This window comes from Alteraurantiacibacter aquimixticola (genome assembly GCF_004965515.1).
Classification (GTDB): Bacteria; Pseudomonadota; Alphaproteobacteria; order Sphingomonadales; family Sphingomonadaceae; genus Alteraurantiacibacter; species Alteraurantiacibacter aquimixticola.
In genome coordinates this window covers 62,689-83,822 of sequence record NZ_SSHH01000002.1, presented here as the reverse complement: position 1 = coordinate 83,822, position 21,134 = coordinate 62,689, and the positions used below count along the sequence as shown (strand labels likewise).

Genomic DNA, 21,134 nt, shown 5'->3' with positions numbered 1-21,134 from the left:
TGTAAATTCACACTTGTAGGTAGTCTTACGATTGACCGCGAAGGAGCCCGGGGCCAAGGTCCCAATTCTTCGCAACCCGATTGTCGCGCGGGCGGCGGCTTAGTCTCCTGACCGCCCGCGCCACCATCCATGATCCCCCTCAGCATCGGCAACGCTCCGCATCTGCGGACCATCGAGCACGATGGCGAGCCCTCCTGTTTCTTCCAGCATTCGCCGGTCCGCCTTCAGCCAGCGCGGCACGCAGCTTGACGGCAGCCAGCGGTCGGAAACGACGATATCGGCCCTTTCGCAGGCGGCCGCCAGCGTACGCTCGGTCACCAGTTCGTTGCTACGGCTCATCAGCACGTGCCAGTCGCGCCCGCCTCTATTGAGGGTAACGACGCAGAAATCGTCTGAGCAGTCCGCGCCCGGCCACTCGGTTAGCGGGACCGGTTCCGCGGTCACGCCCGCCAGCTCCATCAGATTGTCGCGTGTATAGTCGCTCCTGCTTTCGCGCAGGACCGCCAGGCGGTCGCCTTCTATGGGTATGCCGACATGCCTGCCATCGCCGGAGATCAGCAAGTCCGGCACCGGCGTCACCAGCATCATCATCGTGGCGATGGCCGCGGGCACCAATCCCGACAGTCGCGCCCTTCCCTGCCACAGCGCCAGCCAGAAACCGCCCGCGACGAACAGCGCGAAGGTCAGCCCCGTCATTTGCGGCATCAGCTTCACAGCGCCGGGTTGCTCTGCAGTGAAATGCGCAATGCCAAGCAGCAAGTCGAGCGAGGCACCGACCAGCCACCAGACCGGAGCGCCAAGACCAATCAAGTCGAGCAGCAATGCCACCGCAATCAGTGGCATCGAAACGAAGGTGACGAGGGGAATGGCCACGACATTGGCCAGCGCCCCGTAAGCGCCTGCACGGTGGAAGTGGAACAGCACGATCGGCATCAGCGCGATCTCAATCACCATGCCCGTGACGAGTAGCATGAATGTACGGCRGCCCATGCGCCGGGCCCAGCTCTCCTCGCGCGGGGCCAGGAAACGCTGCACCGGTGCCGCACCATGCAAGGCAATGATCGCGACGACCGCGCTGAAGCTCATCTGGAAGCTCGGACCGACCAGCGATTCGGGCCACAGCAACAGGACGAAGACCGCCGCCACCGCCACCATGCGCAAGGATAGCGGATCCCGTCCCAACGCCAGCGCGCCGAGCACCAGCATGGCGGCGGCACAGCTGCGCACGGTCGGCACTTCCGCGCCCGTGAGCAGCGTATAACCGACGCCCGCCAGCGCCGCCGTCGCCGCCGCAAGGACGGGCAGGCGCACACGCAGTGTCAGCCAAGGCCACAGCGCAAGGAGCCTGATGGCCACGAACCAGGTGCCCGCGATCACCGCGCTCACATGCAAACCGCTGATCGAGAGAAGGTGCGTCAGGCCCGCATCGCGCATCGCATCCTCGTCGGCCGGACCGATTGCGCCGCGGTCTCCGCTGGCGAAAGCCGCCGCGATGGCCCCCGCTCCCCCGCCCAGCTGGCTGCGGACGTGGGCCGAAAGCTCGCGCTGAACTTCCGCAAGCCAGCTGCCCTCGCCTTGCGCGACTTCGACCAGCTCCGGGGAGCCCTGCACTGTGCCTGTTGCCGCGTAGCCGGCGAACCATGCGGTGCGGGCGAAATTGTATCCGCCTGGCAGCATCGGAGGTGCGGGCGGCATCAGCCGCGCCTGGTATCGCAGGATCGCGCCTTCGACGAAGGCCTCGCTGTCCTCCTCCAGCGGCAGGTTGAGGCGCACCTTGATCGCCTCGCCCGACCCCGGATGGCGCATCGCTACCACCAGGCGTGTCCGGTCTTGCGCGGGTTGCTCTATCCGTTCGAGGATTCGCCCATCGAAAGTTCCCGACAAGGCGCGATCAACGGCAGGTTGGCCGACCAGCTCGGAACGGGCCCAGATCAGTCCCACGCCCAGGGCAAACACGAGCGCGAGGGACATCACGGCCATCATCAGCCGGTGGCGGTCGTCCCGCATGCGCCATGCGGCAAGCGCGCCCAGCGCGGCGAATCCCGCAAGCGCCATCGCGATGACCCATTCGGTCGGCGATGGCAGCACGAACCAGGCGGCGATGCCGGCGATCAAGGCCACCACCAGCCAGGGCCCGCGGTCGAAGCCGGCACTCTCGAGAAAATTCTCCGCCGCACTTGCCGCGCTGGACAAAGAGGCGCGGTTTCGCCAAGGCGTATGCCGCATTGCAGCATCGCCGGTCTCCTCCCCCAGCGGGACCAGTGGCGTCAGGCGGGTTGCCATCACGGGATAGGACAGGAATTGGATTATTATGGCAAGCAATAGCGGCACTGGAACTGGAGCGGATCGCCCGGTTGTCACGCGCTTTGCCCCTTCGCCCACGGGTTTTCTCCACATCGGCAATGCTCGCACGGGCCTGTTTTCCTGGCTCTATGCCCGCCATCACGGCGGCAAGGCGCTGCTGAGGATCGAGGATACGGACAAGCAGCGCAGCACGCAGGAAGCGATCGACGTGATTCTCGACGGGCTCGACTGGCTCGGCCTCGATTTCGATGGCGAAACGGTGTTCCAGTCCCAGCGCGCCGATCGCCATGCCGAAGTGGCGATGAAGCTGCTTGAGGCAGGCCGTGCCTACAAGTGCTTCGCCACCACCGAAGAACTGGCCGAGATGCGCGAGCAGCAGCGCGCGAACAAGCAGCCGATGCGCTATGACGGCCGCTGGCGCGATCGCGATCCGTCCGAAGCTCCCGAAGGCGCGCCCTTCACGGTTCGCATCAAGAGCGAGACGAGCGGCGAAACGGTGATCGAGGATGCTGTCCAGGGCCGCGTCGCTGTGAAGAATGCTGAGATCGACGATTTCATCCTGCTGCGCGCCGACGGCACGCCCACCTATATGCTCGCTGTGGTGGTCGACGACATGGATATGGGCTGCACCCACATCATTCGTGGTGACGATCACCTCAACAACGCCTTTCGCCAGCTGCAGGTGATCAAGGCCATGCAGGGCGTCGAGGATGGCTGGGAAGAGCCGGTCTATGCCCACGTCCCGCTGATCCACGGCAATGACGGTGCCAAGCTGTCCAAGCGGCACGGCGCGCTAGGTGTTGATGCCTATCGCGACGAGTTGGGAATCTTGCCCGAAACCCTGTTCAACTACCTGCTGCGCCTGGGCTGGGGCCATGGCGACAAGGAGGAATTTACGCGTGAGGAAGCGATCGAGCTGTTCGACCTTTCCGGCGTGAACAAGGGGCCGAGCCGTTTCGACATGAAGAAGCTGCTCAACATGAACGGCAATTACCTTCGCGCGGCGGACGACGGACGGCTTGCCGCCCTTGTGGCTGAGAAGATTGGGCCGGAAGCCGATGTCACCATACTGACCGAGGCGATGCCGGTGCTGAAGACGCGCGCTCGCGACATGAACGAACTGGCAGATGGTGCGGCCTTCCTGTTCAAGAAGCGCCCGCTGGAGATGACCGAGAAGGCAGCTGCTTTGCTCGATGATGAGGCACGGTCACATCTGGCACAGATTTCGGCGCGCCTGCAGGCGGAATCGGACTGGACAATTGAGGCATTGGAGGCCAATCTGAAGGCCTATGCAGAGGAGCTGGAGCTGGGGCTCGGCAAACTCGCACAGCCGCTTCGCGCGGCACTCACGGGGCAAACCACCTCGCCGGGTATTTTCGACGTATTGGTTCTTCTGGGCCGAGAGGAAAGTCTTGCGCGGATCGACGCGCAGGCCGCTTCCTGACAGGGCACGGAACACACACACGCAGATTCGCAAGGAGACGGGATTTGGCGGACAAGAAGGCGCAACTCACTGTTGGTGGCGAAAGCTACGATTTTCCGGTGCTGGAAGGCAGCACCGGCCCGGATGTCATCGACATCCGCAAGCTGTATGGCCAGACAGGGGCCTTCACTTTCGATCCTGGCTACAAGTCCACCGCTTCCTGCGAAAGCTCGCTGACCTATATCGACGGCGATGAAGGTGTGCTCCTTCACCGCGGCTATCCGATCGGGCAGCTGGCGGAACATTCCAGCTTCATGGAAGTCTCCTACTTGCTGCTGAACGGCGAATTGCCGGATCAGGCGGAGCTGGACGACTTCACCAATACCATCACTTATCACACCATGCTGCATGAGCAGCTGTCGGTGCTCTACCGCGGCTTCCGTCGCGATGCGCACCCGATGGCGGTGATGTGCGGCGTGGTCGGCGCGCTGTCGGCCTTCTATCATGATAGCACCGACATTTCCGATCCGGATCACCGGCGCATTTCCAGCCATCGCCTTATCGCGAAGATGCCGACCATTGCGGCGATGGCCTACAAATACGCGGTCGGTCAGCCCTTCATGTATCCGGATAACTCGCTGAGCTACACCGGCAATTTCCTGCGCATGACCTTCGGCGTCCCGGCCGAGGAATATGAGATCCACCCCGCCGTCGAACGCGCGATGGACCGCATCTTCATCCTCCATGCCGATCATGAGCAGAACGCCTCGACCTCCACCGTGCGCCTTGCCGGTTCGTCGGGCGCGAACCCGTTCGCCTGTATCGCTGCCGGCATTGCCTGCCTGTGGGGCCCGGCGCATGGCGGCGCGAACGAGGCCTGCCTCAACATGCTGCGCGAGATCGGTACGCCCGATCGCATCCCGCATTATATCGAGCGTGCGAAGGACAAGAGCGACCCGTTCCGCCTGATGGGCTTCGGCCACCGCGTCTACAAGAATTACGACCCGCGCGCGACGGTGATGCAGAAGACCGTGCGCGAGGTGTTCGAGGCGCTGAACGTCACCGACCCGGTGTTCGAGACGGCCCTGCAGCTCGAGGAAATGGCGCTGAACGACGACTATTTCAAAGAGAAGAAGCTGTTCCCGAACGTGGATTTCTATTCAGGCGCGATCCTTTCGGCGATCGGCTTCCCGACAACGATGTTCACAGCGCTTTTCGCCCTCGCCCGCACCGTGGGCTGGGTGGCGCAATGGAACGAGATGATCTCCGATCCCGGCCAGGTCATTGGTCGCCCGCGCCAGCTTTATACCGGGCCGACGCAGCGCGATTACGTGCCGATCGGCCAGCGCTGATCCGGCGTATCGTTGAATTGGGAAAGGCCTCCGCGATGCGGGGGCCTTTTTCGTATCAGGCCTCGGGATCGGCCGGCAGGTCGAGCGTGAATCGGGCACCCTCGCCCTTCGCGCTCTCGACCGTCAGGGACCCACCCATCGCTTCGGCGAGGCGGCGCGAAATGTAGAGGCCGAGGCCTGACCCGCCATCGCCACTGCGGCCGAGCCGTTCGAACTTGGCAAAGGCGCGTTCCTGTTCCTCTTCGGACAGGCCCTCGCCCTCATCCGTGACAGTGATGCACGCGCGGCCTCGCGCTGTTCCAACCTGCAACCGCACGGCGGAGCCCTCCGGAGCATAGCGAATGGCATTACCGAGCAGGTTGAGCAGGATCTGGAGCACGCGCCGGAACTCGCCAATGGCCGGAGCCTGCTGATCGAGTGCGGGCGCGGACACTGCGATCCCGCGCTCCTGCGCCCTTACGCCAAGGATGCCGACGGCGCGGCGGGCGACATCGGACAGGTCGATCTGATCGGGTGCGGGCGCGAAGTCCTCATCCTCGACCATTTCGAGCGTGGTCAGATCGTCGATCAGCGCCAGCAGGTGTTCGCCTGCCGTGGCGATGTCGGCGGCGTAGTTGGCATATTCCTCCGCCAGCGGGCCCGCGAGCTGAGTGCGAATGGTCTCGGCATTGGCAATGATGCGAGAGACAGGCTGGCGCAGGACCGGGGCGATCTCGCGGCCGAGGCCGGGCCGGCGCGGTTCCTCGGGCTTTTGCCTTGCGTTCGAGGGTTGCACCGCATCCGGTAGCGGCCGGTCCGCCATCAGGTAGAGTTCGAAGCCGCCGCTTCCCGCGCTGCCACGGCCCAGGGGAACGATCAGCGCTTGCCAATGCCTGTCCGATCCGGGGAGGCGCATGGTCGCACCGTCGAGCAGGCGCCAATGCACGGGCTGGTGATGCCCGGTGCCATCGAGCTCGACGAAATCGGTCCACGCCTTCCCGATCCCCTCACGCATCGCCTCTACCTGGCCCGAGAGGTCCGCCGCGTCGCAATCGACCGTCAGCAGCTGCTGTTCGGGGCCCAGACGCGCGCTCAGCTCCGCAAACTGGCGGGCATAGGCGACCTGCCGGGCGCGTTCCTGCTGTGCATCCTCCTCCGGAACAGGCACGCTCTGCCAGTCGGACACGGTGATGCGGCAACCCTCGCCATTGCCCTGCGGTTCGACCTCGACCCAGGCGGAGACAAGCTCCTCCCCGTCGCGCGCGCTTATCGCGCGGGACAGCTTGAACCCATAGTTGCGCGCCTTGGTCACGAGTTCGAGCAGTTGCGGGGTAACGATGGCTCCCGGCAATTCGCCGCCATTGCGCAGCTGCAGACCGGCAAGCGGCTCGTCTGCCGCTACCAGCCAGTTGCGCGCATCGGTCTGTGCGATCGCGGCAAAGGGAGCCTGGCCCGCCATCGGTCAGCGTTCACCCTCCGCAAATTCGCCGAAAAGCAGCGCCGCCGCTGCATCGGCGCTCAAGGCGGAAATCTCCTCGGGAAGCTTTGCCTCTGGGTGGAAATAGAGGAATTGCGCTTCGACCTGCGCCTGGTTCAAGCCGGTGGCGCGCAACGACACGGCAAGCCGCGCATGCTGGTTACCGCCAAAGCCCAATATGGCAAGGTTGCGGTCCTGGCCCGAAGCCATGCCGAGTGCGGTGGCAAATAGCGCCAGACCCGCATGATCGATGGAGAGCGCGCGATTTGCCTTGGCGCCAAGAGCACTCAACAGGCGCGCCAGAATCCCGATCCTGCCACCGCTTTCATCGAAACCATCGCGCAGGCGGCGCTCCGCGATCTCGGCCGCGCGATTGTCCCCGGCATGCGATCGCATGGTCAGCAGCGCCTTGTGAAACAGATCGCCGGGAAGTTCGCCGAGCGGCAGTTCCATCCGGCGGAAACTCTGCATGAAGCGGGCTTGCGACGCCATGGCGCGCATGGCCACAGTCGCTACCTGTGCATCGCTGCTGGCTACCAGCTCCTGCATCAGCGACGGGAGGACTGCGTCGATGGCATTGCGACGCTGCAGGTGATCGGTCAGCCGTGCTTCCAGTGCCAGAGCATGCGCATGGGTGAGGAATCCTGCGTCCTGCAGCAGCAGACCGGCAAGTTCGCTTGCTTTGCGGCACGCGAAATGATCCGGATCGGCTATGTCGTCTGCCTGCGCGCGGGCCAGCAGCAGTTGCCAGGCCAGATGCGTCACCATCGCGCGCACGCTCGCGATCACCTCGTCGCTGAACAGCGCTTCGTCGCGATTGGCGAGCAAATGGCGCAGGATCGCAGGCGTGCTGGCCAGCACCGTGTCATCCGCTGCCAGCTGCGCCCGCAATTCCTCTGTCCTGGAGGCCGTCGCCTGGTCCGCGGGGATCACGTCAATCATGCGTCCGGCCATAGGAGAATAGGGTTAAATCCATGTTAGTCTCTCGCCTTGGCGAAATACGGCAGGTTGAGGAGGAGCAGCGCCGCTGCCGTCAGCATCAGACCCGTCTGTAAAGTCGAAACGGCGGCGAGCAGGGCGACAAGCCCTGTCGCCAACATACGATCGCGCAACAGGTCGCGCCAGCTTGGTTTGGGACCGGTGGTTGCGTGAAGGGCGGCGAGCAGGACGAATGCCGGGAAAACGCGCTCTATCCACGATCCATCGCTAGCGATGATGGCCGAAGCGAGGATGAAAATATCCAGCAGCCACAGCGATTTGCGCCAATGGAAACTGGGTTCCCGCGGGATGAGCTTGAGCTTGCGCAGGGCGAGGAACAGCTCGACCAGCAAGACCGATCCGGCAAGCGCGGCAAAACTGACCGCTGCAAGCCCCTGGAAGCTGGCCGCCAGCCCGCCTGCCGCAAGCGCGAGTCCGGTGCCGAGAATGGCTGGTATAAGTCGCGGGCGGGCGAGAACTGTTCTACCCACCCGGCGCAGGATGCCAGCAGCGATGCGCCGCGACAGAGGTGATCGCGCCGGAGCGCGAGAGTGGCGGGACAGCCAGGCTTCCTCTACCCTGCGGGCGGAAGAACCATCTCGTACCACTTGCCAGGTTCCATCGGCAAGAAATTGTTCATGCAGTCTTTTTTCGTAAACCCTCGCCTGAAGGGCTATCCGTAGCAGCGCCGATGCCGTCTCGCTATCCTCGGGCAGGTCGTCGAGCCTGCGCGCCAGCTGTGCAGGCATCAGCAATGCGCCTGCCCAGGCCCGGTCGAGGTCGATCCGCTCCAAACCTGCATCGACGCCCACCCCTGCAGGGAAGGTGATGATTTCGCCTTCTCCGCCAGCCCTTGCGGTCCATGCGGCCTGAGTGGGCAGCACGCCTTCTCCTAACACGAGCAGGTGCCCGGCACCGTTCAGCGCCCGCTCAAGTCCGTGCGGTCCGGAAATCTCACGCACAGTCAGGCCCAGTTCCTCCGCACGCAGCCTGGCGGCAATGGCCTCTGGCGTCCCTCCCCCTTCGATCACGATCGCACCGGCTCCGCAGGCCGCGGCGAACTCCACCTGGCGTTCAATGACATAACGCCCCAAAATCCGCGACTGGCCGGTTCCGTCCGCGGGCTTTGGGGAAATAACCAGCGCGCTGAGCGTGCTGCGATGGGTTGTCTGCAAGTTCACCCGGGGAAAATAGGCTGCGCGCTGCAACCTGCCAAGCGGCTGTTTCGCCCCTTATTCGCTGTGGGTTAGGCTTTCGGCGAAGGCGCGCAGCTTGCGCAGGACCGACGGATCGCCCGGCGCGCCATCCAGCGCTTGCTCCGAGAGCGAGGTAAGTTGCGGAGAATGGAAGGACGTTCCCAGCCCACGAAGGCGCATGGCAGCCACTTCCCAATTGCCGTCGCAGCGGGCGCGCTGCAGCAGGTCGATCTGCTTGTTCATGCTCTCCAGGAAGCCGGCAAGAAGCTCCGCGCGCAACTGCGCGTCTTGCCCTGCAGCAGCGGCCAGGGTCGCTTCGAAATCGCCATCTTCCAGCATGGTGCGGGATATATGGGCACTAAATGGTTAAGACCGCTTTAAACTCTGTCCGGCTGCTGTTATCGTAACGCGATGACTGGACGGAAAAGACTTGTCGCTTACGAGGCGGACCAACTTGCCAGCGAGGAGGTGGATACCTCTGCGGTGGAAGAGCAGGTGGAGGAGAGCTCCGCCGATGATGTCGCTGCCGACGATGCGCCCATCGAAGCCCCTGCTGATGCCTACACCGAAGATGCTCCCGCCTTCGAGGACAGCTGGGAAGACGAAATGCCATCCAGCGGCAAGGGATGGATCGTTCCATTCCTCGGCGTAGTGGCGATGCTGGGCTGGACCGGCTTTTTCGCCTGGGTCCATCGCGTCGAGATGCTGGCGGGGGCGACGACCGCCCAATGGATCGACTGGATCGGAAGCTGGTCGCTGCCCATCCTTGTCATCATCGGCTTCTGGCTGCTGGCGCTGCGCAACAGCGTGCGTGAGGCGCACCGCTTCGGCCAGACGGCCCGCATGTTGTCGAATGAATCTTCGCTGCTGGAGCGGCGCCTTTCGGTAGTGAACCGCGAGCTCAGCCTTGCGCGCGACTTCGTCGCTTCGCAATCGCGCGACCTGGAAGCGCTGGGACGCATTGCGACCGAGCGGCTGACCGCCAATGCCGACCGTCTGCAGGAACTGATCCGCGACAATGGCCAACAGGTCAGCAATATTGGCGAGGTCAGCGACACGGCGCTCTCCAATATGGATCGGCTGCGCGACCAGCTGCCGGTGATCTCCAACGCCGCTCGCGATGTGACCAACCAGATCGGCAACGCCGGCAACACCGCGCAGGGCCAGCTGAACGAGCTGGTGTCCGGCTTCGCGAAGCTGACCGAATTCGGCGACAGCAGCGCCGAGAAGGTCGACGGGCTGCGGGCAAAGGTAGCCGAAGTTCTCGACAGCCTTGTCGCGCGCTCGTCCGAAATCGAACAGCAGGCCGAACATCGCTTCGCATTGCTGCGCAACCAGAACGAGGAATTCCGTCTCGAGCTGGAAGCGCGCGAGACCGATGCACTGGCGGCGATCCGCCGCCGCGCCCGCGAGCTGAACGACGAGCTGACGACGGTCGCGGAGGAAAACCGCACGCGCGAAGAAAGCGTCGCGGCCGGACTGCGCAGCCGCCTTGAGGATCTGCGCGGCGAAGGCGCGCGCCTGCTGGAAAACCTGCGCGATGGGCAGGAACAGACGGCGGCAAGCTGGGCCAACTCGATCTCAGCCCTGCAGGAGCGGATGGAAAAGGCCATCACCGATATCAACCGTATCGACGAGGCGGCGATCGCCAATGCCCGCAGGCGGATGGAAGCGCTGTCCGAGGCCGGCCAGAAGCTCGACCAGTCGGTCATCGAAAGCGCCGATGCCTTCGAAGAAGAATTCGGACGGCGCCGTGAGGCCGCGGAAGAAGCAGAGAAGCAGGCATTGGCGACGCTGCAGGAACGCCTCGCCTCGTTCGACATCTCCATATCGGAGCGCAAGGAAGAGCATCTCGCGCATATGGCCACCATGGCTGAACGCGGCGATGCGCTCTCGTCGCGCCTTGCCGAATTCGATCGCGAGATGACGCGCCTGGCCGAGCAGGGCCGCGAAGAAAGCCTGAAGCTGGGCGATGCGACCGACCTCTTGGCCGATCGTCTTTCGCAGAGCCGCGCGATCCTCGAGGAAAGCGGGACCTTCGTGAACCGCCTGACCGATGACAGCGTGCGCCTCCTCGAGATCATCCGGTCGAGTTCCGACCACTCCGAGGGCGCGCTGTCCAATGCCATCATGGCAGCCGAACGCCGCTTGCAGGAATTCGAAAGCCGTGCAGCGGGCCTCACCGCCACGATTGCCGAGGCTGAGGCCAAGGGCGGCGTACTGGCCGAGCATGTCAACAATTCGCGCGAAGCGTCTGTCGCCTCGCTGGAGACGGTCGAGAAGCTGGAGGCGCGTCTCTCCTCCCTTGCAAGCCAATCGCAGGATGTTGCCGAGAAGGCGCGTGGCGAGTTGCAGTCGGCGATCGTGGAGTTGGAGAGCGCCTCGCAGCAGGCGATGGAGAATTTTCGCAGCGGGCAGCTCGATGCGATCCATGAGATTGCCGGGCGGATTGGCGCGGAAAGCAGCGAGACCATCGGCTCTGCGCTGCGTGAAAGCGCCCTCGCCACCATTGCCGAGCTGGAAGAAACCACCGCGCTTGCCAATGAGCGCGGCCGCGATACTGCGCGGCAGATGCGTGACCAGCTTTCGCGCGTGAACGAGCTTGCTCGCAACCTCGAACAGCGCGTCGCGCAGGCGCGTGAACAGGCAGAGGAAAAGGTCGATCACGATTTCAGCCGCCGCATGGCGCTGATCACCGAGAGCCTCAACTCCGCCTCGATCGACATTGCCAAGGCCTTCGATTCAGAAGTGGCCGATACCGCCTGGGCCAGCTATTTGCGCGGCGACCGCGGCATCTTCACCCGGCGTGCGGTGCGCCTGCTCGACGGTCACGAGGCACGTCTGGTCACTGGTGTCTATGAAGAGGATGCCGAAGTGCGCGAAGCGATCAACCGCTACATCCATGACTTCGAGGCGATGCTGCGCAGTGTGCTTTCCACCCGCGATGGCAATGCGATTGCGGTGACGCTTCTTTCGTCCGACATCGGCAAGCTCTATGTCGCACTGGCGCAGGCGATCGAGCGTTTGCGCGACTAACCGGCCGGGCGCTCAAGCTCCGGCGGCGGGGTGAACAGGACGATATCGGCGGCGGTGATCCACCCGTTGAGATAGTTCGCGACGTAGAGCGCGGTCAGCGCCGTAGCAATCAACGTGGCGCGCAAGGCAAGCTTTCCCGGCCGGAAATTGGCTGGCGCACTGTCTGCCTGGCCGGGGATCTTGGCAACGCCCGCCTCGTCATGCGTCTTCACGCCGAAGGGCAGCAGGAGGAAGGCTGTCATCACCCAGAACAGGGCGTAGATGGCAATGATCGAGGTGATCTTCATGGCTGCCCCCTACCCTATTCCTCGGGCAGGATCACGCGCGTCTGCGGCTTCTTGCCGGACCAGCGCTGCGCCGCGCGGCGTGCGGCGAGGCGGGCGGCTTCGTAAATCGTCTCGCGATCGCGCGCTGCGGCACCGCGCAGCTTGGAGAGCGCCTTCTTCACGTCCTCGATCGCCTCATCGATGAAGGCATCGTAGTCCTCATCCAGCGGCAGGCCGACGCCTTCTATCTGGATCGAGCCGCCCTTCCCCAGCACCACCAGCAGGAAACCGTCACGCGACAGGCGGCGGCGCATGGTGATCGCCTCGCCATCGGAGGGAACGATAATGTCGCCATCGAGGACGAGGCGTCCGGTGGCGACTTCGGCGATCCTGCCGGGACTTCCCGGAGCGAGCCGGACGATGTCGCCATTGGACTGGAAGACATTGCGCTCGATCCCGCTTTCCTCACCGAGCCGCACCTGCTCCATCATATGGCGTATCTCGCCATGGACGGGCACGAGGATGTCGGGCCGGATCCAGCTATAGAGCGCTTCCAGTTCGGGCCTGCCGGGGTGGCCGGAGACGTGGATCATGCTCTGACGGTCGGTCACCATCTGAATGCCGCGATGGGCCAGCATGTTCTGCACGCGCCCGATGGCGAGTTCGTTGCCGGGGATCTGGCGACTGGAGAACAGCACCACGTCGCCTTCGTCCAGCGAAATAGGATGGCTGTCTTCCGCAATGCGTGACAGCGCCGCGCGCGGCTCGCCCTGCCCGCCCGTGGCGATGAACATCACCTCGCCGCGGGGCAGGCCCATGGCGGTGTCGAAATCGACCGTCTTCGGGAAATTAGCGAGATAGCCATTGGCCTTGGAGACTTCGATGATCCGATCGAGCGAACGGCCCGCCACGCAGAGCTGGCGCCCGGTTTCCTCGGCAATCTCGCCCAGGGTCTGCAGCCGCGCGACATTGGAGGCGAAAGTGGTGACCAGCACGCGCTTGCCGCCATGTTTCTTCACTTCCTCCAGCAATCCGCGATGGACGGCGCCCTCGCTGCCCGAGGGACTGGGGTTGAAGACATTGGTGGAATCGCACACCAGCGCCAGCACGCCCTCGTCGCCGATCTGGACCAGCTCTTCCTCGGTCGTCGGCTCGCCGATGATCGGTTCCTCGTCCAGCTTCCAGTCGCCGGTGTGGAAGATGCGGCCATGCGGCGTATCGATCAGCAGGGCATTGCCCTCCGCAATCGAGTGGGCGAGCGGGATATAGGTGATTTCGAAGGGGCCCAGCGCGAAGCTGCCGTGATCCCTGTCGATCACGTTGAGTTCCACCTGGTCGGCAATCCCCGCCTCTTCCAGCTTGCGCATGATGAGATCGGCGGTGAAAGGCGTGGCATAGAGCGGCACGCCGAAATCGGCAGCGAAATATGGGATCGCGCCGATATGGTCCTCATGCGCGTGGGTGAGGACGATGCCCAGCAGGTCGTCGAGCCGTTCCTCGATGAATTGCGGGTCGGCGAACATCAGCTCGGTGCCGGGATATTCGGCCTGGCCGAAGCTCATGCCGAGGTCGACCATCAGCCACTTGCCCTGGCAGCCATAGAGATTGACGTTCATGCCGATCTCGCCGGAGCCACCAAGCGCCAGGAACAGCAGTTCGTCTTCGGGCGTGAAATCTTTCTTCATGAAACCCCTGCGCGTGCCGCGATCATGGCCAGTCCCTGCAGGGTCAGGTCGCCATCCACTGCATCGAAAATATCGGTATGCTCATCGAACAATACGGCGAGCCCGCCTGTGGCTATCACCTTGGCCGGACGGCCGATCTCAGCCCTCAACCGGGCAATCAGCCCTTCCATCATCGCGACATAGCCCCAGAAGACGCCGATCAGCATCTGGTCTTCGGTATTACGGCCGATCACGCTGTCACTGTGCGGCTCGTCGATGGCGATGCGCGGCAGCTTGGCCGTGTTGTTGACCAGCGCGTCAAGCGAGAGGTTGATGCCGGGGCAGATGATCCCGCCCTTATAGGCACCGTTGAAGTCCACGACATCGAAAGTGGTCGCGGTGCCGAAATCGATGACGATCAGGTCGCCTTCGTGATTGGCATGCGCGGCAATCGCATTCACCGCCCGGTCCGCACCCAGAGAGCGCGGCTCGTCCACGTCGATCTCGATCTTGTATTCGGCAGCGCCCTCCCCCGCGAAAAGCGGTTCCACGCCGAAATACTTCTGTGCCAGCACGGTCAGGTTGTGGCGCGTGCGCGGGACCACGCTGGAGACGATCATGCCGGTGATGTCCTGCCGCGAGAGCTCTTCGATCTGCAGTAACTGCATCAGCCACACGGCATATTCGTCACCCGTACGGCGCGGATCGGTGGCGATGCGCCAGCGCGCGCGCAGGTTGCTGCCTTCGAACAGCGCGAAGACGACATTGGTGTTTCCGACATCTACCGCAAGCAACATGGCTCAGGACCTCTCCCAGACGACTTCGCCTGCATAGACCACATGTGGGGTCCCGTCTTCCAGCTGCAAACGCAGGGCACCATCGGGTTCGAGGCCGAGGAAGCTTCCAGTGATGGTCTTGCCCTGCTCGTCATGCACCGTGAGCCTTGTCCCTTCAACATGGGCGGCGGCCAGCCAGCGGCGGAACAGCTGTCCGGTCCCGGTTTCGCGCCAGCGGGCGAGTTCGGTTTCGAACTGGCAGGCGAGATCCTGAGCGAACAGGTCGCGATCGGCCCGTGCGCCCTTGTCGGCGAGCGAGATGGTGGCCCGGTCCGCGGTCTGTGGTGCTTTCGCCAAATTGACTCCGATGCCCACCACCGTGTGCCTCCCCTCGCGTTCGAGCAGAATGCCGCACAATTTGGTGTCCGACAGCAGCACGTCATTCGGCCATTTGAGCCGCAATTGCGCAGGGTCGGGCACATGGCTGCACAGCGTTTCGTAGAGCGCCAGCGCCGCGACGAAGGAGAGGCTGGCGGGTACCGGGTCGCCGGCCTGGCCATGAACCACGGTCGAACCCATGAAATTGCCCGGCGCATCCAGCCAGTGCCGCCCCTGCCTCCCCCGGCCCTGCACCTGCCGGTCGGCAATCAGCCAGCTGCCTTCGGGTATGACTTCCCCACCCGCGAGCCGCGCCAGCAGGTCGGCATTGGTGGAGCCGGTTTCAGGAACGATATCGAGGCTAATCGACAAGTCAGCCTGCGGTGGCGAGTGCGGCAGCTGCCGCCTCCGCCAATCCGCCCAGCCACTCGGTGCCGAGGAAGGCGATGGGCGAAATCACCAGCGTGGCGATCACCAGCAGCGCCCAATGCGCCCAGTCCGACTTGCCCTTCACCGCGTCCACCGGCTCATCGAAGAACATCACCTTGATGAACTTGAGGTAGTAGAAAGCGCCGATCACGCTCGCGGCGATACCGATGGCGGCGAGCGCGATCAGGTCTGCTTCCACGGCGGCGCGGAAGATCACCAGCTTGCCGTAGAAGCCCATCAGCGGCGGGATGCCGGCAAGGCTGAACATGATCAGCAGCAGGCACCATGCGAGCGCGGGCTGCGTGGTGGACAGGCCCTTGATGTCGCCGAAGGTTTCCAGCTGGTTGCCGTCCGCATCCTTCAGCATCAGCAGTGCGACGAAGCTGCCCACCGTCATCGCGACATAGAAGGCGAGATAGATCATCATCGCGCTCGCACCCGCCAGTGTGGCGGTGGCAAGGCCGATCAGGATGAAGCCGACATTGTTGATCGAGGAGAAGGCGAGCAGGCGCTTGATGTTCTGCTGCCCGATCGCGCCGAGTGCGCCGACGACGATGGAAGCGATGGCTGCGAAACCGACGATCTGCTGCCACGCCGTTGCCTGGGTCCCGAATGCCTCGAGCGAGAGACGCGCGAGCAGGGCGATGGCTGCAACCTTGGGTGCGCTGGCGAAGAAGGCGGTGACCGGCGTGGGAGCGCCTTCATAGACGTCCGGCGTCCACATGTGGAACGGAACCGCGCTGATCTTGAAGGCCATGCCGGCCAGCACGAAGATCAGGCCGAACAGCTGCCCGCCGGACAGCCCATCGGCAATCGCGACATTGATGCCGGAGAAGCTGGTGGTGCCGGTGAAGCCATAGAGAAGGCTCATGCCGAAGAGCAGGATGCCCGAGGCGAGCGCGCCCAGCACGAAGTACTTCAGGCCCGCTTCGGCCGACTTGTCATCATCGCGCAGATAGGCGGCGAGCACATAGGCAGCGAGGCTGTTGAGCTCGAGGCCGATATAGAGTGCCAGAAGGTCGGCGGCCGAGACCATGATACTCATGCCGAGCGCGGCGAAGAGTACCAGGATAGCGAATTCGGGCCGCATGGCCTTGAGCCGGTCGAAATAAGCAGGGGCGACGACCAGTGCCGCACCGGCGGCGGCATAGATCATGAGCTTGGCGAGACCGGCCCAGGCATCGATCCGCAGCTGGCCGAAAAAGGCGACCGTGTCGGGTCCCGATGCGCCAGCACAAACGGCAGGCGCAGTCAGGAAGAAGGCACCGCCCAGCGCCACGCAGGCGGCGATGGAGACGGGCTTGGAGGCCTCATTGCCGCCCCATGCGGCGACGAGCAGAAGCACCAGCCCGGAGAGCGTCAGCACCAGCTCCGGGATTACCAGGCCGAGGGAGTAGGTCAGGTCCATCAGTGTGCTCCCCCCAGAGCCTCTTCATGCATTTCGTCACCTTCGGCAGGAGCCGGTTCGCCAATCTCGAGATGTGCGTCACCCTCAGGCGCTGTTGCCGCGAGGCGGGCGTCGAGAACCGCGATATCATTGCGCATCGGTGCCAGGAAGCTTTCCGGATAAACGCCCATCCACAGCACGGCTGCGGCAAGCGGGCCAAGCATCAGCCATTCGCGCATGTCGAGATCGGGCATGGCGGCTGCATCGGCATTCTTCTGCTCGCCAAAGGCCACGCGGCGGTAAAGGTAGAGCATATAGGCTGCGCCCAGGATGATGCCGGTGGTGCAGATGAACGCCACCCAGCTCGACGCCTGGTAGATGCCCGCCAGCGCCAGGAATTCGCCCACGAAGTTGCTCGTGCCCGGCAAGCCGACGCTCGCCATGGTGAACAGCAGGAAGAACAGCGCATATTTCGGCATGTTGATCGAGAGGCCGCCATAACGGTCGATCTCACGCGTATGCAGCCGGTCGTAAATCACGCCGACGCAGAGGAACAGCGCGCCCGAAACCAGGCCGTGGCCCAGCATGATCATCATCGCGCCTTCGATGCCCTGCACGTTGAAGGCGAACAGGCCCGCCGTCACCAGCGCCATATGCGCGACCGAGGAATAGGCGATCAGCTTCTTCATGTCGTGCTGGACCAGCGCGATCAGGCTGGTGACCACCACCGCGATCATTGACAGCGCGAAGACCAGCCATGCGAACTCGGCGGAGGCCGCCGGGAACATCGGCAGGCTGAAGCGGATGAAGCCATAGCCGCCCAGCTTCAGCAGCACGCCCGCCAGAATCACCGAACCCGCGGTCGGCGCCTGCACGTGGGCAGCCGGCAGCCAGGTGTGGACCGGCCACATCGGCATCTTCACCGCGAAGCTGGCAAAGAAGGCCAGCCACAGCCAGGTCTGCGCGCCCGCAGGGAAGTCATACTGCAGCAGCGTCGGGATGTCCGTCGTCCCCGCCTCATTCGCCATCCACAGCATGGCGATGAACATCAGCACTGAGCCGAGCAGCGTGTAGAGGAAGAACTTGTAGCTGGCGTAGATGCGGTCATCACCGCCCCAGATGCCGATGATCAGGAACATCGGGATCAGGCCAGCCTCGAAGAAGATATAGAACAGGAACAGGTCCTGCGCGGCGAAGGTGCCGATCATGAGCACTTCCATGAACAGGAAGGCCGCCATGTACTCGCCCACGCGCTTGGTGATCGAGTTCCAGCTCGCCCCGATGCAGATCGGCATCAGGAAGACCGAGAGCAGGATCAACAGCAGCGCAATACCGTCGATACCCAGCGCCCATTGGAAGCCGCCGAAGAGGCCAGCACGCTCGGTAAACTGCCACTGCGCGCCGCCAATATCGAAGTTGAGCCACAGGACAACGCCCAGCAGCAGGTCGATCAGCGTAGCCGCCAGCGCAATCGTGCGCGCCAGCTTCGCCTCGACGAAGAAACAGGCCACCGCGCCCAGCAGCGGCACCAGCATCATCAGGGAAAGGATGGGAAAGCCGCTCATGCGAAGATCACCCAGCTAATCGCCGCGACAAGGCCAAGCAGCATCACCAGCGCGTAGGAATAGAGATAGCCCGACTGGACCTTCTTCGCGAGGACGGCACCCTTGTCGACCACCCAGGCCGCGCCATCGGGACCGAAGCGGTCGATGATGCCGACATCGCCCTTCTGCCAGAAGATCCGTCCGAGCCAGAAGGCGGGCTTCACGAAGACATAGTGGTACAGTTCGTCGAACATCCACTTGCGGGAAACGAAGCTGTAAATCGGCCCGAGCTGTTCGGCGACCTGCTTCGGGAAGCTGGTGTTGCGAATATAGCCATACCAGGCGGTCAGCAGGCCGAGCAGCATCACCACCAGCGCCGAATACTTCACCCAGTAGGGGACCTCGTGCATCGCGTGCATCAGGTGCTCGTTATAGGCGATGGAACCGGCCCAGAATTCCGCACTGTCGAGAAAAGCGGTCTTGAAGACATAGCCGGCCGCGATCGCGCCGATGGACAGCACGCCGAGCGGAACCAGCATGTTGAGCGGGCTTTCATGCGGGTGATAGCCGCCCGTCGTGTCCTCGCCCGCCTGTTCCGGCGTCTTGTGCACCGAATGCTGGATATGCTCGCTCTCGATCCAGCGCGGCTTGCCCCAGAAGGTGAGGAACATCAGGCGCCAGGAATAGAAGCTCGTCAGCAGCGCGGCGAAGACGCCGACCCAGAAGGCGAACATGCCCATCTCGGTGCCGCTGGCGAAAGCGACCTCGATAATCGCATCCTTGGAGAAGAAGCCCGCAAAGCCGAGGCCGAGGTGGTAAACACCCACACCGGTGATCGCCAGCGTGCCAGCCATCATCGCCCAGAAGGTGAGCGGGATTTCCTTACGCAAGCCGCCGTAATAGCGCATGTCCTGCTCGTGATGCATGGCATGGATCACCGAGCCCGCGCCGAGGAAAAGCAGCGCCTTGAAGAAGGCGTGCGTGAACAGGTGGAACATCGCCGCGCCATAGGCGCCGACGCCGGCGGCGAAGAACATGTAGCCGAGCTGCGAACAGGTCGAATAGGCGATCACGCGCTTGATGTCCCACTGCGTTGTGCCGACCGTTGCGGCGAACAGGCAGGTGGCAGCGCCGATGAAGGTGACGAAGGCGAGCGCGGCAGGCGCGGCCTCGAACATGGGCGACAGGCGGCAGACCATGAACACGCCTGCGGTCACCATGGTGGCGGCGTGGATCAGCGCGGAAACGGGCGTCGGGCCTTCCATCGCGTCGGGCAGCCAGGTGTGCAGGCCCAGCTGTGCGGACTTGCCCATCGCGCCCACGAACAGCAGCAGGCACAGGATCGTCATCGTGTCGAGCCGCATGCCGAGAAAGGTGATGTGGCTGGCACCCTGCATGGCGGGGGCGGCTGCGAGGATTTCGGGAATGCTCGTCGTCTGGAACACCAGGAAGGTGCCGAAAATGCCGAGCATGAAGCCCAGGTCGCCCACGCGGTTGACCACGAAGGCCTTGATCGCGGCCGCGTTTGCGCTGGGCTTCTTGAACCAGAAACCGATCAGCAGGTAGGACGCGAGGCCCACGCCTTCCCAACCGAAGAACATCTGGACGAGGTTGTCCGCCGTCACCAGCATCAGCATGGCGAAGGTGAACAGGCTCAGATAAGCGAAGAAGCGCGGCTGATCCGGGTCCTCCGCCATATAGCCCCAGCTATAGAGGTGGACGAGTGCGGAGACGGTGGTGATCACCACCAGCATCACCGCCGTCAGAGTGTCGACACGCAGTGCCCAGTCGAATTCCATCGCACCCGAGCGCACCCAGTCGAGCACCGGGACGACCGAGGCGGTCTCAGACCCCATCAGGAAGCCGATGAAGATCGGCCAGCTGAGCAGGCAGGACAGGAACAGGGCGCCCGTGGTGATGGCCTTGGCCGGCACATTGCCGATGGCGCGGTTGCCCAGCCCCGCGACGATCGCCGCCAGCAATGGCGCGAATACGATGACCGTGATGAAGTTCACTTGGTCCTTACCCCTTCATCCGGTTGATATCGTCCACGGCGATGGTGCCGCGGCGGCGGAAATAGATGACCAGGATGGCGAGGCCGATGGCAGCCTCCGCCGCAGCCACGGTCAGCACGAACATGGCGAAGACCTGTCCGGTGAGGTCGCCCAGGAAAGCGCTGAAGGCCACCAGGTTGATGTTCACCGCCAGCAGGATGAGCTCGATCGCCATCAGGATGACGATCACGTTCTTGCGGTTGAGGAATATGCCCAGCACGCCCAGCACGAATAGGATCGAGCTGACGACGATATAGTGTTCGATGCCAATCACAGCTCGACCCCCTGCCCCACTTCGGGCCGCTTCATTTCGGTCGCATCGTCCGGACGGCGAGCCACCTGCTTGCCGATGTTCTGGTGCGCACGGTGGGCGCGGCTTTCGCGATGCGTCAGCACGATCGCGCCGATCATCGCCACCAGCAGGATGATGCCGGCCATTTCGAACAGGAACAGGTAGCGGCCATAGAGCAGCGCGCCGATATTCTCGATATTACTCTCACCCAGCAGCGGTGCTGCGCTGCCATCGGGCGTGCCGAGCTCGATAATGCCGACGCGATAGGCGCCCACGCCCAGCACCAGCTCCGCCAGCAGGATCAGCGCGATCACCGCGCCCAGCGGCGCATTGCGGATGAAACCGGCGCGCAACTCGGCGAAATCGATGTTGAGCATCATCACGACGAAGAGGAACAGCACCGCGACCGCGCCGACATAGACGATCACCAGCAGCATGGCGATGAACTCCGCCCCCACGAGGACCATCAGGCCCGCCGCGTTGAAGAAGGCCAGGATCAGCCAGAGCACCGAGTGGACCGGGTTGCGCGCCAGCACGACCATCGCCCCGGAGGCGATCACCAGCACTGCAAACAGGTAGAAGGCTAGGGTGTGAATCAT

General features: G+C 63.7%; 17 protein-coding genes. 3 read left to right on the top strand and 14 right to left on the bottom strand.

The window, feature by feature from the left end:
- Positions 1 to 99 precede the first annotated feature (99 nt).
- A complete protein-coding gene (locus tag E5222_RS06820; RefSeq protein ID WP_136693029.1) occupies positions 100 to 2,283 on the bottom strand; it encodes a ComEC/Rec2 family competence protein in 2,184 nt (727 codons plus the stop codon).
- A 28-nt stretch (positions 2,284 to 2,311) separates the two neighbouring features.
- Between E5222_RS06820 and gltX the strand changes: the two genes are divergently transcribed.
- Positions 2,312 to 3,748 carry a glutamate--tRNA ligase gene (gene gltX, locus E5222_RS06815; RefSeq protein WP_136693028.1) on the top strand — a complete coding sequence of 479 codons (1,437 nt, stop codon included), beginning with the start codon at positions 2,312 to 2,314 and terminating at the stop codon, positions 3,746 to 3,748.
- Between the two features lie 44 nt (positions 3,749 to 3,792).
- Complete coding sequence (locus E5222_RS06810; protein WP_136693027.1) at positions 3,793 to 5,079, top strand: citrate synthase; 1,287 nt, start codon at positions 3,793 to 3,795, stop codon at positions 5,077 to 5,079.
- A gap of 55 nt (positions 5,080 to 5,134) precedes the next feature.
- Here the strand turns inward: E5222_RS06810 and E5222_RS06805 are convergent, their stop codons facing one another.
- From E5222_RS06805 to E5222_RS06790, 4 genes are read right to left on the bottom strand one after another with little or no spacing between them, the layout of a single operon-like run.
- Positions 5,135 to 6,517: a sensor histidine kinase gene (locus tag E5222_RS06805; RefSeq protein ID WP_136693026.1), complete on the bottom strand. Its 1,383-nt coding sequence runs from the start codon at positions 6,515 to 6,517 to the stop codon at positions 5,135 to 5,137.
- A 3-nt stretch (positions 6,518 to 6,520) separates the two neighbouring features.
- Positions 6,521 to 7,477 carry a hypothetical protein gene (locus E5222_RS06800; protein WP_136693025.1) on the bottom strand — a complete coding sequence of 319 codons (957 nt, stop codon included), beginning with the start codon at positions 7,475 to 7,477 and terminating at the stop codon, positions 6,521 to 6,523.
- Positions 7,478 to 7,512: 35 nt separating this feature from the next.
- Positions 7,513 to 8,721 carry a hypothetical protein gene (locus tag E5222_RS06795; protein ID WP_136693024.1) on the bottom strand — a complete coding sequence of 403 codons (1,209 nt, stop codon included), beginning with the start codon at positions 8,719 to 8,721 and terminating at the stop codon, positions 7,513 to 7,515.
- A gap of 24 nt (positions 8,722 to 8,745) precedes the next feature.
- On the bottom strand, positions 8,746 to 9,048 hold the full coding sequence (locus E5222_RS06790) for an Hpt domain-containing protein (protein ID WP_136693023.1): 303 nt from the start codon (positions 9,046 to 9,048) through the stop codon (positions 8,746 to 8,748).
- A gap of 72 nt (positions 9,049 to 9,120) precedes the next feature.
- Here E5222_RS06790 and E5222_RS06785 point away from each other — a divergent pair, with 72 nt between their 5' ends.
- A complete protein-coding gene (locus E5222_RS06785; protein ID WP_136693022.1) occupies positions 9,121 to 11,745 on the top strand; it encodes a coiled-coil domain-containing protein in 2,625 nt (874 codons plus the stop codon).
- Here E5222_RS06785 and E5222_RS06780 read toward each other — a convergent pair.
- The 9 genes from E5222_RS06780 to E5222_RS06740 are packed head-to-tail and all read right to left on the bottom strand — an operon-like array spanning position 11,742 to position 21,134.
- A complete protein-coding gene (locus tag E5222_RS06780; protein WP_136693021.1) occupies positions 11,742 to 12,032 on the bottom strand; it encodes a DUF1467 family protein in 291 nt (96 codons plus the stop codon). The genes E5222_RS06785 and E5222_RS06780 overlap by 4 nt on opposite strands.
- 14 nt (positions 12,033 to 12,046) lie before the next feature.
- Positions 12,047 to 13,696, bottom strand: coding sequence for a ribonuclease J (locus tag E5222_RS06775; RefSeq protein ID WP_136693020.1), 1,650 nt, complete (start codon positions 13,694 to 13,696; stop codon positions 12,047 to 12,049).
- Positions 13,693 to 14,472, bottom strand: a complete 780-nt coding sequence (locus tag E5222_RS06770) for a type III pantothenate kinase (protein WP_136693019.1) — start codon at positions 14,470 to 14,472, stop codon at positions 13,693 to 13,695. The genes E5222_RS06775 and E5222_RS06770 overlap by 4 nt, the downstream gene beginning before the upstream one ends.
- A gap of 3 nt (positions 14,473 to 14,475) precedes the next feature.
- Positions 14,476 to 15,201, bottom strand: a complete 726-nt coding sequence (locus E5222_RS06765; RefSeq protein WP_246021595.1) for a biotin--[acetyl-CoA-carboxylase] ligase — start codon at positions 15,199 to 15,201, stop codon at positions 14,476 to 14,478.
- Position 15,202: 1 nt separating this feature from the next.
- Entirely contained in the window at positions 15,203 to 16,666 is a 1,464-nt protein-coding gene (nuoN, locus tag E5222_RS06760; RefSeq protein ID WP_136693018.1) for an NADH-quinone oxidoreductase subunit NuoN, read from the bottom strand.
- The gene (locus tag E5222_RS06755; RefSeq protein WP_136693017.1) at positions 16,666 to 18,210 is read right to left on the bottom strand and encodes an NADH-quinone oxidoreductase subunit M; all 1,545 of its coding nucleotides are present in this window, start codon (positions 18,208 to 18,210) and stop codon (positions 16,666 to 16,668) included. The genes nuoN and E5222_RS06755 overlap by 1 nt, the downstream gene beginning before the upstream one ends.
- On the bottom strand, positions 18,207 to 20,204 hold the full coding sequence (gene nuoL / locus E5222_RS06750) for an NADH-quinone oxidoreductase subunit L (RefSeq protein ID WP_136693016.1): 1,998 nt from the start codon (positions 20,202 to 20,204) through the stop codon (positions 18,207 to 18,209). The genes E5222_RS06755 and nuoL overlap by 4 nt, the downstream gene beginning before the upstream one ends.
- A 7-nt stretch (positions 20,205 to 20,211) precedes the next feature.
- Entirely contained in the window at positions 20,212 to 20,517 is a 306-nt protein-coding gene (nuoK, locus tag E5222_RS06745) for an NADH-quinone oxidoreductase subunit NuoK (protein ID WP_136693015.1), read from the bottom strand.
- Positions 20,514 to 21,134: an NADH-quinone oxidoreductase subunit J gene (locus E5222_RS06740; protein WP_136693014.1), complete on the bottom strand. Its 621-nt coding sequence runs from the start codon at positions 21,132 to 21,134 to the stop codon at positions 20,514 to 20,516. Before E5222_RS06740 ends, nuoK begins: the two co-directional genes overlap by 4 nt.

Excerpts from the sequence above, each read along its gene's own strand:
- gltX (WP_136693028.1), top strand. The coding sequence starts at position 2,312 with ATGGCAAGCAATAGCGGCACTGGAACTGGAGCGGATCGCCCGGTTGTC.
- E5222_RS06805 (WP_136693026.1), bottom strand. The coding sequence starts at position 6,517 with ATGGCGGGCCAGGCTCCCTTTGCCGCGATCGCACAGACCGATGCGCGC.
- E5222_RS06800 (WP_136693025.1), bottom strand. The coding sequence starts at position 7,477 with ATGATTGACGTGATCCCCGCGGACCAGGCGACGGCCTCCAGGACAGAG.
- E5222_RS06790 (WP_136693023.1), bottom strand. The coding sequence starts at position 9,048 with ATGCTGGAAGATGGCGATTTCGAAGCGACCCTGGCCGCTGCTGCAGGG.
- E5222_RS06785 (WP_136693022.1), top strand. The coding sequence starts at position 9,121 with ATGACTGGACGGAAAAGACTTGTCGCTTACGAGGCGGACCAACTTGCC.
- E5222_RS06780 (WP_136693021.1), bottom strand. The coding sequence starts at position 12,032 with ATGAAGATCACCTCGATCATTGCCATCTACGCCCTGTTCTGGGTGATG.
- E5222_RS06775 (WP_136693020.1), bottom strand. The coding sequence starts at position 13,696 with ATGAAGAAAGATTTCACGCCCGAAGACGAACTGCTGTTCCTGGCGCTT.
- E5222_RS06770 (WP_136693019.1), bottom strand. The coding sequence starts at position 14,472 with ATGTTGCTTGCGGTAGATGTCGGAAACACCAATGTCGTCTTCGCGCTG.
- nuoN (WP_136693018.1), bottom strand. The coding sequence starts at position 16,666 with ATGGACCTGACCTACTCCCTCGGCCTGGTAATCCCGGAGCTGGTGCTG.
- E5222_RS06755 (WP_136693017.1), bottom strand. The coding sequence starts at position 18,210 with ATGAGCGGCTTTCCCATCCTTTCCCTGATGATGCTGGTGCCGCTGCTG.
- E5222_RS06740 (WP_136693014.1), bottom strand. The coding sequence starts at position 21,134 with ATGATTCACACCCTAGCCTTCTACCTGTTTGCAGTGCTGGTGATCGCC.